Annotated in this window: 15 protein-coding genes; 4 read left to right on the forward strand and 11 right to left on the reverse strand. The window is 71.6% G+C overall.

Annotated elements, in window-relative coordinates; translation table 11 throughout:
- Nucleotides 1–182 precede the first annotated feature (182 nt).
- Nucleotides 183–851, forward strand: a complete 669-nt coding sequence (locus IH80_RS0105365; RefSeq protein ID WP_030838372.1) for a potassium channel family protein — start codon at nt 183–185, stop codon at nt 849–851.
- Entirely contained in the window at nt 848–1,510 is a 663-nt protein-coding gene (locus tag IH80_RS0105370; RefSeq protein WP_030958102.1) for a potassium channel family protein, read from the forward strand. Before IH80_RS0105365 ends, IH80_RS0105370 begins: the two co-directional genes overlap by 4 nt.
- Nucleotides 1,511–1,759: 249 nt before the next feature.
- Here the strand turns inward: IH80_RS0105370 and IH80_RS0105375 are convergent, their stop codons facing one another.
- From IH80_RS0105375 to IH80_RS0105405, 7 genes are all read right to left on the reverse strand, one after another.
- Entirely contained in the window at nt 1,760–2,491 is a 732-nt protein-coding gene (locus IH80_RS0105375) for a DUF3159 domain-containing protein (protein ID WP_030958104.1), read from the reverse strand.
- A gap of 6 nt (nt 2,492–2,497) precedes the next feature.
- On the reverse strand, nt 2,498–2,917 hold the full coding sequence (locus tag IH80_RS0105380; protein WP_078906338.1) for an OB-fold nucleic acid binding domain-containing protein: 420 nt from the start codon (nt 2,915–2,917) through the stop codon (nt 2,498–2,500).
- 25 nt (nt 2,918–2,942) lie between these two features.
- Nucleotides 2,943–3,629 (reverse strand): response regulator, encoded by a 687-nt coding sequence (locus IH80_RS0105385; protein WP_030958106.1) that lies wholly within the window; start codon nt 3,627–3,629, stop codon nt 2,943–2,945.
- A complete protein-coding gene (locus IH80_RS0105390) occupies nt 3,626–6,265 on the reverse strand; it encodes a sensor histidine kinase (RefSeq protein ID WP_078906339.1) in 2,640 nt (879 codons plus the stop codon). Before IH80_RS0105390 ends, IH80_RS0105385 begins: the two co-directional genes overlap by 4 nt.
- A gap of 213 nt (nt 6,266–6,478) precedes the next feature.
- A complete protein-coding gene (locus tag IH80_RS0105395; protein ID WP_030958109.1) occupies nt 6,479–7,264 on the reverse strand; it encodes a DUF3710 domain-containing protein in 786 nt (261 codons plus the stop codon).
- Nucleotide 7,265: 1 nt separating this feature from the next.
- Nucleotides 7,266–7,811 (reverse strand): dUTP diphosphatase, encoded by a 546-nt coding sequence (gene dut, locus IH80_RS0105400; protein WP_030958111.1) that lies wholly within the window; start codon nt 7,809–7,811, stop codon nt 7,266–7,268.
- Nucleotides 7,811–8,395, reverse strand: a complete 585-nt coding sequence (locus IH80_RS0105405; RefSeq protein WP_030958113.1) for a PaaI family thioesterase — start codon at nt 8,393–8,395, stop codon at nt 7,811–7,813. Before IH80_RS0105405 ends, dut begins: the two co-directional genes overlap by 1 nt.
- Before the next feature lie 58 nt (nt 8,396–8,453).
- On the opposite strand from IH80_RS0105405, the gene IH80_RS0105410 reads away from it, so the two are divergent.
- A complete protein-coding gene (locus IH80_RS0105410; protein WP_030958114.1) occupies nt 8,454–8,912 on the forward strand; it encodes a DUF3093 domain-containing protein in 459 nt (152 codons plus the stop codon).
- Between the two features lie 66 nt (nt 8,913–8,978).
- Here IH80_RS0105410 and IH80_RS0105415 read toward each other — a convergent pair whose 3' ends face one another.
- From IH80_RS0105415 to IH80_RS0105430, 4 genes are all read right to left on the reverse strand, one after another.
- The gene (locus tag IH80_RS0105415) at nt 8,979–9,908 is read right to left on the reverse strand and encodes a hypothetical protein (RefSeq protein WP_030958115.1); all 930 of its coding nucleotides are present in this window, start codon (nt 9,906–9,908) and stop codon (nt 8,979–8,981) included.
- 12 nt (nt 9,909–9,920) lie between these two features.
- Nucleotides 9,921–10,217 carry a DUF4193 domain-containing protein gene (locus tag IH80_RS0105420; RefSeq protein WP_030036261.1) on the reverse strand — a complete coding sequence of 99 codons (297 nt, stop codon included), beginning with the start codon at nt 10,215–10,217 and terminating at the stop codon, nt 9,921–9,923.
- A gap of 383 nt (nt 10,218–10,600) precedes the next feature.
- Complete coding sequence (locus tag IH80_RS0105425; protein ID WP_030958117.1) at nt 10,601–11,845, reverse strand: sensor histidine kinase; 1,245 nt, start codon at nt 11,843–11,845, stop codon at nt 10,601–10,603.
- Nucleotides 11,846–11,849: 4 nt separating this feature from the next.
- Nucleotides 11,850–12,503, reverse strand: coding sequence for a response regulator transcription factor (locus IH80_RS0105430; RefSeq protein ID WP_030036265.1), 654 nt, complete (start codon nt 12,501–12,503; stop codon nt 11,850–11,852).
- Nucleotides 12,504–12,749: 246 nt separating this feature from the next.
- Here IH80_RS0105430 and IH80_RS0105435 point away from each other — a divergent pair, with 246 nt between their 5' ends.
- Nucleotides 12,750–12,929, forward strand: coding sequence for a hypothetical protein (locus IH80_RS0105435; protein WP_030958125.1), 180 nt, complete (start codon nt 12,750–12,752; stop codon nt 12,927–12,929).
- Nucleotides 12,930–12,974: the final 45 nt, after the last annotated feature.

Raw genomic sequence — 12,974 nt, forward strand, 5'->3', positions numbered from 1 at the left:
GGGATACACCGCCCGCACCTCCCGGGCGCCCCTCGGACCCCCCGGGCGGGTCCCGAGAAGCCCCAAGAGGCCACACCCGTGACCACCCGTGTGTAGCTTGGGCCATGGTCTGAGACCCTGTTAAACCAGAGCATGCAATGAGGCTGGGAACCAGCGAGTCGCTGACAGCCGGAAGGACGGCCGTGCACATCGTCATCATGGGTTGCGGAAGAGTGGGCTCCGCCCTCGCGCAAACCCTGGAACAGCAGGGTCATACGGTCGCAGTCGTCGACCAGGACCCCACCGCATTCCGCCGGCTCGGCGCCGGTTTCGGCGGCCGCCGCGTCACCGGGGTCGGCTTCGACCAGGACACCCTGCGGGAGGCGGGAATCGAGGACGCGGGCGCGTTCGCGGCCGTCAGCAGTGGTGACAATTCCAACATCATCGCCGCCCGGGTGGCCCGGGAGATGTTCGGCGTGGAGAACGTCGCGGCGCGCATCTACGACCCCAAGCGCGCCGAGGTCTACCAGCGCCTGGGCATCCCCACCGTCGCCACCGTGCGGTGGACCGCCGACCAGATGCTGCGCAGGCTGCTGCCCTCGGGTGCCGAGCCGCTGTGGCGGGACCCGAGCGGCGGCGTCCAGCTCGCCGAGGTGCACACCTCCCCCGCCTGGATCGGGCACAAGGTCAGCAAGATCCAGGACGAGACCGGCGTCCGTGTCGCGTTCCTCACCCGGCTCGGCGAGGCGATGCTGCCGACGTCGCAGACGGTGCTGCAGGAGGGCGACCTCGTCCACGTGATGATGCGCACGGACGAGATCGACAAGGTCGAGGCGGCCTTCGCCGAGGGGCCCGAGGAGGCACACGCATGAGGGTCGCTATCGCCGGGGCAGGCGCGGTGGGCCGCTCCATCGCGGGCGAACTGCTGGAGAACGGCCACGAGGTGCTCCTGGTCGACAAGGCGCCGACGGCCATCTCGGTGGAGCGGGTGCCACAGGCCGAATGGCTGCTGGCCGACGCCTGCGAGATCACCTCGCTGGACGAGGCGGCGCTGCAGCGCTGCAACGTGGTCATCGCCGCGACCGGTGACGACAAGGTCAACCTGGTCGTCTCGCTGCTCGCGAAGACCGAGTACGGGGTGCCGCGCGTGGTGGCCCGCGTCAACAACCCGAAGAACGAGTGGCTCTTCAACGAGTCGTGGGGCGTGGACGTCGCGGTCTCCACACCGCGTCTGATGTCGGCCCTGGTCGAGGAGGCCGTGAGCGTCGGCGACCTGGTACGGCTGCTGCGCTTCAGCCACGGCGACGCCAACCTGGTCGAGCTGACCCTGCCGCCCGACTCCTCGGTCGCGGGTACGCAGATCAGCGAGATCAACTGGCCCGAGGACACCTCGCTGGTCACGATCATCCGGGGCAACCGGGTGCTCACGCCGCACGGCGAGGAGACGCTGGAGCCGGGCGACGAGCTGCTGTTCGTGGCCGCGCAGGCCCGCGAGGAGCAGCTGGAGGACCTCCTCCAGGCCCGCCGGTAGCCCTGCGGGCACGCTCGACGGCCGAAGGGGGCGCACCCGATGGGGTTGCGCCCCCTTCGGCTTCCCACCCGCCGGTCGCGGCGAGCACCGTAGGACCGCCCGCGCTCCGCGACCCGCCACGGCATGCACGGCCCCGGTGGACGCCCGCCGGGGCAGGGGCGCGCCGCCCGCGCCCGGACGGCCGCAGGGGCGGGACCGGCCGTCCGGCCAGGTCCCGCCCCTGCGGTCGTTCGTCGCGTACCGGCCCGGTCAGGGCTTGCGGTGGGACGTCGCCTTGCGCGCCTCCTCGGCCGCCTCCCTGGCCTCCCACTCCGCGATCACGTCGATCGGCGGCGGCGCCTTCGCCAGGAAGACCCAGGTGAAGTACACCGCGAGCACCATCGGCGGGAGCTTCAGCGCGATCAGCACCCAGCCCAGCTGCGTCGCGTCGCCCCACCAGTACAGCGGGAAGAGGATCGCGTACTTGGCGAGGAAGATCAGGCCCCAGGCCAGGCTGGCCTTGGTGTACGCCTTCTTGCGCCCCGGGTTGCGGGTGCGCCAGGACAGGTTCTCCTTGAAGACCGGGCCGAGGATCACGCCCAGCAGCGGGAAGCCCACCAGCGCCGAGACCGTGAAGGCCACGCCCAGGCCGACGCCGTAGATCATGCCGGGCAGGTAGAAGCCCTTCGCGCTGCCCGTGAAGAGGGCGAAGGCCACGCCCACGCCCACGCCGAAGACCCCGCTGAACGCGTGCTTCACCGTGTCCTTGCGCAGCAGCCGCACGATCACCAGCAGCACCGCGACCGCGCCCGCCGCGATGGCGGACATCTTCACGTCCTTGTTGATCGTGTAGATCATCACGAAGAGCAGCCCGGGGAGCATCGTCTCCACGGTGCCCCGGACGCCTCCGAACGCGTCGAACAGCGCCGCCTGCGTCACGGCCTTCTGGTCCTCGGACGCCTCGGCGCCGGGCTCCGGGTTGGTCGGTTTGTCGAGTGACATCGCCGGTTACTGCTCCTGTCCGAGCGGTCGGAGTTCGTACTTCGGGTTGAACAGCACCCGACGGCCGTGACTCAGCGAGATGCGTCCCGAGGCGATCATGCGTCTCCCGGGCTCGATTCCCACGATCGAGCGACGCCCGAGCCAGACCACGTCCAGTGCGCCGGAGCCGTCGAACAGCTCGGCCTCCAGGGCGGGGACGCCCGCTCTGGGCCGCAGGGTGACCGTACGCAGGGTGCCGGTCACCTTGACTATCTGGCGGTCGTCGCAGTCGCAGATCCGCGTACAGCCCGCGGCTTCTGCGTCCTCCTGCAGCTCCGCGGAATGCAGCTCCTCCTGCGAGGTCGACAGCCGCTCGATCATCCGGCGGAACCGGCCCGCCGGCCTGGCCGGCTTCGGGGGCTTCTCGGGACGCGGTTCAGCACTCATACAGGAAAGCCTACCGGCGTGCCCACTACCTCTCGAAGCGGTATCCCATGCCCGGTTCGGTGATGAAGTGCCGCGGACGTGAGGGGTCCGCTTCCAGCTTGCGCCGCAACTGGGCCATGTAGACCCGCAGATAGTTGGTCTCGGTGCCGTAGGACGGACCCCAGACCTCCTGGAGCAGCTGCTTCTGGCTGACCAGCTTGCCGCCGTTGCGGACCAGGACCTCCAGCAGGTGCCACTCGGTGGGCGTCAGCCGTACGTCGCGTCCCTCGCGCACCGCCTTCTTGGCCGCCAGGTCCACCGTGAAGCCCTCGGTCGCCACGACCACCTCGCCCTCGCCGGACCCGGCGGCCGGTTCGGCCCGGCGGACGGCGGCGCGCAGTCGGGCCAGCAGCTCGTCCATCCCGAAGGGCTTGGTCACGTAGTCGTCGGCGCCGGCGTCGAGGGCCTCGACCTTCTCGTCGGAGCTGTGCCGGGCGGAGAGGACCAGGATGGGCACGCGGGTCCAGCCGCGCAGCCCCTTGATCACCTCCACCCCGTCCATGTCCGGCAGGCCGAGGTCGAGGACGACCACGTCGGGGTGGCGGGCGGCCGCGAGTTCCAGTGCGCTCGCGCCGTCGGTCGCCGCGTCGACCTCGTACTTGCGTGCCTTGAGATTGATCACGAGGGCTCGGACGATCTGCGGCTCGTCGTCCACCACGAGCACCCGGGTCATTGAGGTCCTGCCTTCTGTCGCGTCCTCCGGTCACGGTCGTGACCGGTCTGCGGTGCGTCCGCACCGGGGGCTCCTGGGCCGTCCTCGCCGCCGCTCGCGTCGGCGTCCACCGTGCCACGGGCCGGCGCGGGGCGGCTGGGCACCGCGCGCAGGGTCAGCACCATGGTCAGCCCGCCGCCGGGGGTGTCCTCGGCGGCGAGGGTGCCGTCCATGGACTCCGTGAATCCCCGGGCGACGGCCAGCCCGAGGCCCACTCCGGCGCCGCGCGGTGCGTCCCCGTACCGCTGGAAGGGGGCGAAGATCCGGTCCTTGGCCTCGTCGGGGACGCCCGGCCCGCGGTCGACGACCCGCACCTCGACGCGGTCGCCGAGGCAGCTGGCCGCCACCAGCACCGGCTTTCCGGCCGGGCTGTACTTGACGGCGTTCTCCACGACGTTGGCCACGGCCCGCTCCAGCAGACCGGGGTCCACCGCCACCATCGGCAGCGACTCGGGCACGTCCAGCAGCACGCTGTCCTCCGGTACGCCGCCCAGCGCCATCGGGACCACCTCGTCGAGGTCGATCTCCCGGATCAGCGGGGTGACGGTCCCGGTCTGCAGCCGTGACATGTCCAGGAGGTTGCCCACCAGGTGGTCGAGGCGGTCGGCCCCGTCCTCGATGCCCTCGAGGAGTTCGGCCCGGTCCTCCTCGGACCATTCCACGTCGTCGGAGCGCAGCGAGGTCACGGAGGCCTTGATGGAGGCCAGCGGCGTACGCAGGTCATGGCTGACGGCGGCCAGCAGGGCGGTCCGGATCCGGTTGCCCTCGGCCAGCCGACGGGCCTCCTCGGCCTCGCCGACCAGCCGCTGGCGGTCCAGGACCACGGCCGCCTGGGCGGCGAAGGCGCCGAGCACCCGGCGGTCCTCGGCGGGCAGGACCCGTCCCGACAGGGCCAGTGCCATGTGGTCGCCGATGGGCATGTCCACATCGGCGTCCTCGGGCCGGGCGACGGGTCCGGGGCCGACGCTGCCGGCCGGTTTCCAGGACTCCAGGTCGTTCGGCCGCTCCAGCAGGGCCACCGATTCCATGGCGAACGTCTCGCGCACCCGTTCCAGCAGCGCGTCCAGGGTGGTCTCCCCCCGCAGCACGCTCCCGGCGAGGAAGGAGAGGATCTCGGACTCGGCGCGCAGCCGGGCGGCCTGGTGGGTGCGCCGGGCGGCGAGGTCCACCACGGAGGCCACCGAGACGGCCACGCCGAAGAAGACGGCGATGGCGACGATGTTCCTGGGGTCGGACACGGTGAACCGGTGCACCGGCGGCGCGAAGAAGTAGTTCATCAGGAGCGAGCCGAGGGCGGCGGAGGCGAGGGCCGGCCGGAGCCCGCCCAGCAGCGCGGCGGCCACCGTCAGCGCCAGGAACAGCAGCATGTCGTTGGCGAGCCCGAGGTCGGCCTCGATGTGCGTGAGCAGCAGGCACAGCAGCACCGGGAAGACGGTTCCCACCACCCAGCCGGCCAGGACCCGGTTGCGGCCGAGCTGGGCCGCCGAGCGGGCGACGGGCAGGCCCCGCCCCTTGGCGACCTCCTCGTGCGTGACGATGTGGACGTCGAGGTCGGGTCCCGAGTCGCGGGCCACGCTGGCACCGACACCGGGACCGAAGACGTACTGCCAGGAGCGGCGGCGGCTGGAGCCGAGCACGATCTGGGTGGCGTTGACCCCGCGCGCGAAGGCGAGCAGGGCGTCGGGGATGTTGTCGCCGATGACGTGGTGAAACGTTCCTCCGACGTCTTCGACGAGCGTCCGCTGGACCGCGAGCTCCTTCGGCGAGGCGGCGGTCAGGCCGTCGCTGCGGGCGATGTAGACGGCGAGGATCTCGCTGCCCGAGCCCTTGGCCGCCATCCGCGAGGCGCGCCGGATGAGGGTGCGTCCCTCGGGCCCGCCGGTGAGCCCGACGACGATCCGCTCCCGCGCCTGCCAGGTCGAGCGGATGCCGTGCTCGCCCCGGTACTGCTGGAGGTACTCGTCCGCCCGGTCGGCCACCCACAGCAGCGCGAGTTCGCGCAGGGCGGTGAGGTTGCCGGGCCGGAAGTAGTTCGAGAGGGCCGCGTCCACCTTCTCGGGCTTGTATATGTTCCCGTGCGCCATGCGCCGGCGCAGCGCCTGGGGGGACATGTCGACCAGCTCGACCTGGTCGGCCCGGCGGACGACCTCGTCGGGCACGGTTTCCCGCTGCCGCACCCCGGTGATCGACTCGACCACGTCCCCGAGGGACTCCAGGTGCTGGATGTTGACGGTGGACACCACGTCGATGCCGGCCCGGAGCAGCTCCTCCACGTCCTGCCAGCGCTTGGCGTTGCGCGAGCCGGGGACGTTGGTGTGCGCGAGCTCGTCCACGAGCGCTATGGCCGGCCTGCGGGCGAGGACCGCGTCCACGTCCATCTCCGTGAAGGAGGCTCCGCGGTAGCCCAGGGTCCTGCGCTCCACCTGTTCGAGGCCGTGGAGCATGACCTCGGTCCGCGGCCGCCCGTGGTGCTCGACGAAGCCGACGACGCAGTCCGCGCCGCGCTCCGCCCTGCGGTGCCCCTCGGAGAGCATCGCGTAGGTCTTGCCCACACCGGGTGCCGCGCCGAGGTAGATCCTGAGCTTGCCGCGTCCCATGGGCTCATTCTCGGGGACGTCCGGACCGCGCACGCACCGATCGCGGGCCCCGGGCCGATCTCTGACGGATCCCTGACGCGGGGCGGGCGCCGTACCGCCGCGGCCGGGCAGCGGTACGCGAAAGCCGGTGGGCCCCACCCGACGGAGTGGGGCCCACCGGCTCGGAGCACGACGCACCCCCCTGTGCGCGGGGGCGGTCCGGGTCGGCCGACGTCAGCGGACCTCGGTGATCTCCGGGCCGCGCTCGAGCTGGCCCATGCCTCCGCCGAAGCGGGAGCCTTCCTGCTCCTCCGTCGTCTGCACGCCGTCCGGCACCATCTGGGCGTCGTTCGGCAGCTTCAGGACGATCGGGTCGCGCGGGGCCATCGGGCCGTCGCCGCGAACGACGACGGTGTCCCGGAAGATCTGCTCCAGCACGCCCGCCGACTCGGGGCGCACCGCGCCCTGGCCGGAGATGACGCCCCGCAGGAACCAGCGCGGGCCGTCGACGCCGACGAAGCGGACCAGCTGGGCGCCGGTCTGTCCGTCCGGCAGCGGGACGGGGACCTGCGCGCGCAGCTCCCAGCCCAGGGGGCCCTGGACCTCGTCGATGATGCCGCCCTGCTGGGTGATGCCCGCGGCGATCTCGTCGCGGACCTCGCCCCAGATGCCCTCCTTCTTGGGCGCGGCGAAGGCCTGCAGCTGCACGGCGCTGTCGCCCAGGACCACGGTGGCGGCCACGATCGCGTCTCCGGCGACCTCGACGCGCAGTTCCATGCCGTCGACACCGGGCACGAAGATGCCGCCCAGGTCGACCCGGCCGTCGGCCGGGTTCCCGAGCACCTCGGAGACGTCCCACGGGCCGTCCGGCCGCGGGGCCGGGGGCAGGTTGATCCGGCGCGGCGCGGCGCCTTCCGGCTCGCCCGCGTCGTCCTGCTCAGAGGCGGCGACGCCGTCTACGACCTGCTCGGCCGCGCCGCCGTCCTGGGCGGAGTCGTTCTTCTTGCGACGTCCGAACACGTCACTGTCCTTCCCGGTCGGTTACGACCGAAGCGTAGCCATTCCCACCCTGCTGACCAGCCCCGGATCCGGCCACGGCCGCATGACCGCCGGTGGAGCCGAAACCCCCCTCGGCCCGGGCCGAGCCGGGAAGTTCCGCCACCTCGTGGAAGCGCACCTTCTCGACCCGCTGGACAACCAGCTGGGCAATGCGGTCGAAACGCTCGAACCGGACGCTCTCGCGAGGGTCGAGATTGACCACGATCACCTTGATCTCTCCACGGTACCCGGCATCCACCGTCCCCGGGGCATTCACGAGCGCGAGCCCGCAGCGCGCGGCCAGGCCCGACCGCGGGTGCACGAAGGCCGCGTACCCGTCGGGCAGGGCGATCGCCACCCCGGTGGGCAGTACCGCGCGCTCACCGGGCTCCAGCACGGCGGCCTCGGTGGTGACGAGGTCGCAGCCGGCGTCACCGGGGTGACCGTACGCCGGAATGGGAACCTCCGGGTCGACGCGTCGCATCAGCACGTCGACGTCGTGGCGGGATCCGTTGTCGTTCAGGGACATCAGGGGTTCACCTCAAAGGCGCGTGCGCGCCTGACCTGGTCCGGGTCGGCCATGGCCGCCTGGATCTCCTCGGGCCGTCCGTTGTCGATGAAGTGGTCGACCTTCACTTCTATGAAGAGAGCGTCGGCGCGGACCGCGACCTCGCCCTGCGGCCCGCCTATCCGGCCCACCGCCGTGCAGTAGATCTTGCGGCCGGCGACGGCGGTGACCTCGGCGTCCAGGTGCAGCAGGGTGCCCACCGGCACCGGCCGCACGAAGTCCGTCTCCAGCCGTCCGGTCACGGCGATCACGCGCAGCAGCCAGTTCAGCGAGCCCAGCGTCTCGTCGAGTGCGGTGGCGAGCACCCCGCCGTGGGCGAGCCCGGGCGCGCCCTGGTGGGCGGGCTTGACGGTGAACTCGGCGGTGACGCGCACGCCGTCGCCGGCCCGGGCCTCCAGGTGGAGTCCGTGCGGCTGGCCCCCGCCGCAGCCGAAGCAGTGCTCGTAGTGGGCACCGAGGAGCTCACCGGGTGCCGGCGCGTCGGGGTGCCGGACCGGTGCGGCGGCATCGGCCGGGGGCGTCAACGCTGTGTTTCGTCCACTCACAGCCGCAGACCTTACCCGCGCGGCTACCCGCCGGTCGCCTCGTGGCAGGCTTGACGGCATGCAGCTCTCCACCGCGCACCACGACGAACGTCTGACCGCCCCCCGCTCCTGGTGGGGCATCGCCGCAATGACCGGCCTCGCGGGCGCGCTGATGCTGCTGCCCCTGGGCACGCTGCCGCTGCTGGCCGGCCTCGTCGGGGGCACCGCGCTGGCCGGGCTGCTGGTGAGCTCGTACGGGTCCGCGCGCGTGCGGGTGGTCAACGGGGCGCTGGCCGTCGGCGACGCGCGGATCCCGGTGGCGGCGCTGGGCGAGCCGGAGATCCTGGACGCCGAGGAGGCGCGCGCCTGGCGCACGTACAAGGCGGACACCCGGGCCTTCATGCTCATGCGCAGCTACGTGCCGACGGCGGTCCGCATCGAGGTCACCGACCCCGCCGACCCGACCCCCTACGTCTACGTCTCCACCCGCGAGCCGCAGGCCCTGGTCTCGGCCCTGCGCGCGGCGCGGACGGCCTGACGCACCTCTGCCCCGAGCCCCCGCACGGCCGCTCCGCCGGCCGCTCACGCGGTGCCGCGGAGCACGTCAGTCGCGCGTGAAGTACTCCGGACCCTCCAGGGCGGCCCTGGTGACCTCGGGAAGGGGCTCCAGGGGCCGTTCCAGGGGCGGCAGGGCGCGCAGGGCCTCCCAGGCCACCGCCTGCCTGCGCAGGTCCCCACGGACCTTCTCCGCGAGTTTGCGGGTGTCGCGGCGGTTCATGACCGCTCCGACCGCCGCGCCGACCATGAACGGCATGAGGTTCGGCAGGCTGCGGATCATCCGCTTGAGGATCTGCTGGCGCAGTTCGCGCTTCATCTGCCCGCCGAGCGCGGCGTTCAGCGTGGTGGGCTTGGTCAGGTCGACCCCGCGCTCCTCGGTCCACGCCGTCAGGTAGGCGAACGTGCGCTCCTTGAGGTTGCCGTGCGGGCGCTGGCCGTAGACCTCGTGGAGTTCCGCGACGAGCTTCAGCTCGATCGCCGCGACGCCGGTGATCTCCGCCGCGAGTTCGGCGGGCATCGCGGGCGGCACGGGCAGCATGGCCGCCGCGCCGATGCCGGCCCCGACGGTCGCCGAGGCGGCGCAGGCGCCCGAGATCAGCTTGTCGGCCAGCTGATCGGGGCCGAGCCCGGGGAACTGCGCGCGCAGCGTCGCGAGGTCCCGGACGGGAACGCGCGGTGCGTTCTCGATGATCCTGTCGGTGACGTAGAGGGCGGCGCCGCGCACGCCTTCGCCACCCTTGCGCACGCCGTTCCTGACGGCTTGCAGCCGACGGCCGCCGGGGCCGCGCCGGGCCCCTTCGCCGGGCTCCGCGCCCGACGCCGCCGGGGCGGCGGCGGAGGGAACGGCGAGGACCGCACTGGCGGAGCCGCCGGGGGCTTCGGGACCCGTCTCCGGGTCCGTGGTCACCACCTGCGTCTCCGCCGGATCACCTTGCTTCCGGAAGAGGCCCTTCCGAAACGGTGCCGAGCCAGCCACGGGCGACGCCTCTCAGTCGCAGTCGCGACAGATCGGCTGGCCGTTCTTCTCGCGCGCCAGCTGGCTGCGGTGGTGCACCAGGAAGCAGCTCATGCAGGTGAACTCGTCGGCCTGCTTGGGCAGGACACGAACGGCCAGCTCCTCGTTGGAGAGGTCCGCACCGGGAAGCTCCAGGCTCTCGGCCGAGTCGAATTCGTCCATGTCGACGGACGAGGACGACTTCTCATTGCGTCGAGCCTTCAGCTCTTCGATGCTGTCGTTGTCGACGTCGTCGTCGGTCTTGCGCGGGGTGTCGTAGTCCGTTGCCATTGTTCGCTCTCCCCCTCTGGGTGTTAGCGGTGTCTCAGCGCACGTAACGCACGAGAGGCCGGACTTGTGCCCGACCTGAGGCGGAGATTTTGCCTCACATCAAGGTCTGTTACTCAATCGACACCCAGCCGCCCGCCTGAGGGGGCGATCGGCTGGGATGACGAGCGGGACCGTACACGGTCCGGGCGCCGTCTTGCACAAACGCCACCCCGTGTATTTCCCGCCATTCGGGGGGCCGGAAACCCGGACTTCCCGGGCGTTCCGGCCTTCCCCGAGTCACCGAACGCACAGGGCCGGACACCGGTCATTGTGATCGATCACACAGGGGCCGATGCATTCAGAGGCCATGGATTCAGCCAAAAGCGAACACGGGGTGGGGGGTCTCACAACGGCAGAGTGACACGCATCACGAGGCCACCGCCCTCCCGGGGCATCGCCTGGATCCTGCCGCCGTGTGCGCGCGCCACGGAGCGCGCGATCGACAGTCCCAGCCCGACACCCTTGTCACTGCCCGTGCGCTCCGTACGCAGCCGCCTGAACGGCTCGAAGAGGTTGTCCACCTCGTACGCGGGAACCACGGGACCCGTGTTCGACACCAGCAGCACCGCCTGGCCGTGCTGGGCCTCGGTGGTGACCTCCACCCAGCCGTCCTCCGGCACGTTGTACCGGACGGCGTTCTGCACCAGGTTGAGGGCGATCCGCTCCAGCAGGACGCCGTTGCCCTGCACGACGGCCGGCGCGCGCTCGCCGCGGATCTCCACACCTTTGGCCTCGGCCTCACCGCGGACCTGGTCGACGGCGCGCGAGGCGACCTCCGCCAGGTCCACGGGCTTGCGCTCGACGATCTGGTTCTCGCTGCGGGCCAGCAGCAACAGGCCCTCGACCAGCTGCTCGCTGCGCTCGTTGGTGGCGAGCAGGGTCTTGCCGAGCTGCTGGAGCTCCACCGGCGCGCCCGGGTCCGACAGGTGCACCTCCAGCAGGGTCCGGTTGATCGCCAGCGGCGTCCGCAGCTCGTGCGAGGCGTTGGCGACGAACCGCTGCTGGGCGGTGAAGGCCCGCTCCAGCCGGTCGAGCATCTCGTCGAAGGTGTCGGCGAGCTCCTTGAGCTCGTCGTCCGGTCCGTCCAGCTCGATCCGCCGGGTCAGGTCGGAGCCGACCACCCGGCGGGCGGTACGGGTGATCTTGCCCAGCGGCGAGAGCACCCGGCCGGCCATCGCGTAGCCGAAGGCGAAGGCGATGATGCTCAGCCCCAGCAGGGCCATCAGCGAGCGGCTCAGGAGGTCGTCCAGGGCGTGCCTGCGCTGTTCGAGGATGCACTGGCCGATCGCCGCGTTGAACTGGTCGGGGGTCAGTTCGAGCCCCACCACTCCCGGGCAGGAACTGCTGGTGACCTTCACCTGGCCGCCGACGATCTGGAACGGCAGGGCGTTGCCCTGCCGCAGGGCCTGCGCCGCCAGCAGGTAGATGATCGACAGCAGCAGGATGCCGGCGATCAGGAACATCCCGCCGTAGAGCAGGGTGAGGCGTATCCGGATGGTCGGCCTCAGCCACGGGAAGGGACCCTCCGGCTGGCCGGGGTCCCACGTCGGTTTCGGTGGCGCCGTCGGTGGCGCCGGAGTGGTCGCCACGCGGTCAGATCCGGTATCCGGAACCGGGCACCGTCACGATGACGGGCGGCTCGCCCAGCTTGCGGCGCAGGGTCATCACCGTCACGCGCACCACGTTGGTGAACGGGTCGGTGTTCTCGTCCCAGGCCTTCTCCAGCAGCTGCTCGGCGGAGACCACGGTCCCCTCGCTGCGCATGAGGACCTCCAGGACCGCGAACTCCTTCGGGGCCAGCTGCACCTCCCGGCCCTCCCGGAACACCTCGCGCCGGTTCGGGTCCAGTTTGATGCCGGCCCGCTCCAGTACGGGCGGCAGCGCGACGGTGGTGCGCCGGCCGAGCGCCCGCACGCGGGCGGTGAGCTCGGTGAAGGCGAAGGGCTTGGGCAGGTAGTCGTCCGCCCCGAGCTCCAGGCCCTCCACGCGGTCGCTCACGTCACCGGAGGCCGTCAGCATCAGCACCCGGGTGGGCATGCCGAGCTCGACGATCTTCCGGCAGACGTCGTCACCGTGGACGAGCGGGAGGTCCCGGTCGAGCACGACCACGTCGTAGTCGTTCACGCCGACCCGCTCCAGGGCGGCGGCGCCGTCGTACACGACGTCCACGGCCATGGCCTCCCGGCGCAGGCCGGTGGCCACCGCATCGGCGAGCAGCTGCTCGTCCTCGACGACGAGTACGCGCACGTCGTTTCCTTCCTCCGAGCCCAGAAGGGCACACGTGTATTGCGTCGTACATCCTGCCCGTTTCAGCCGTAAACCGGCTGTAAGACGGATCCTGCGGGGGCTCACGGGGCGGAAGTGAGGATTCCCTGGCCTGGAGAGGTTTCTGTGCCCAGGGTGCCGGGGAGGACGTGAGAACACCCCATCCACTCCCTGACGGCGGTATCGCCACGTGCCGCCGCCGACCCACGAAGAGGGGGCGAACCCATCATGGACGCATTCAGCGCGGGTCTCCTGCAGCGCATCAGGGCCACGCAGTCGGATCTCAGGCACGCCCGTGAGACGGGCGACGACTTCCTCGCGGAAGTGGAACAGGCGGAGCTGGAAGACCTCCAGCGCTTGGCCGCCGAGCACGGCGTCCCGGTCTCGGCCGCCGTTTCCGCTTGCTGACCGGTCTGCCGAACGGCCGCTGAGCGCCGGCTCCAGAACGTGCGT

It is taken from the genome of Streptomyces sp. NRRL S-378 (genome assembly GCF_000720645.1).
GTDB lineage: Bacteria > Actinomycetota > Actinomycetes > Streptomycetales > Streptomycetaceae > Streptomyces.